Here is a 329-nt window from a genome sequence, read left to right as displayed (position 1 = left end):
TGCACACGTTCTCTTTCCCAACCTCCCCAGATGTGCCTTGTCAGCCTGGCAGGACGCTACCCGCTGGGGGTCTATTTTTGTCCGGCCAAAAATAGACGAAAAAGCCGCCTAGGGCGTTCCCCCCTAGGTACCCCCCTTGATACCAGGCTGGCATTGCATCTCATATCCACGGCCCGGAACACCTCCTGCTGTTTCTGCTTGTGCCACCGCTCCAGGTCAGCATGGCAGCTGGCCCTACGGCTGGGCAGTTTCCATGTCCGGGCCTTCCCCTGGCATTGCGGCTGTTCCCAGCCGCCGAAACCCAGGCTTCCGGCAGCCTGGAACGGCTG

General features: G+C 61.4%; 1 protein-coding gene. It reads right to left on the bottom strand.

Going from position 1 to position 329, the window contains the following annotated elements; translation table 11 throughout:
- Nucleotides 1-71: 71 nt before the first annotated feature.
- Nucleotides 72-329: hypothetical protein (locus tag H9X86_RS12245; protein WP_204901763.1), on the bottom strand; the 258-nt coding region annotated here is incomplete at its 5' end.

Origin of the sequence: Pseudoflavonifractor capillosus (assembly GCF_016902575.1) — a bacterium.
Taxonomy (GTDB): domain Bacteria; phylum Bacillota; class Clostridia; order Oscillospirales; family Oscillospiraceae; genus Enterenecus; species Enterenecus capillosus_A.
The sequence above is the reverse complement of the archived record's forward strand: the minus strand, read 5'-3'. Positions and strand labels throughout refer to the sequence as shown.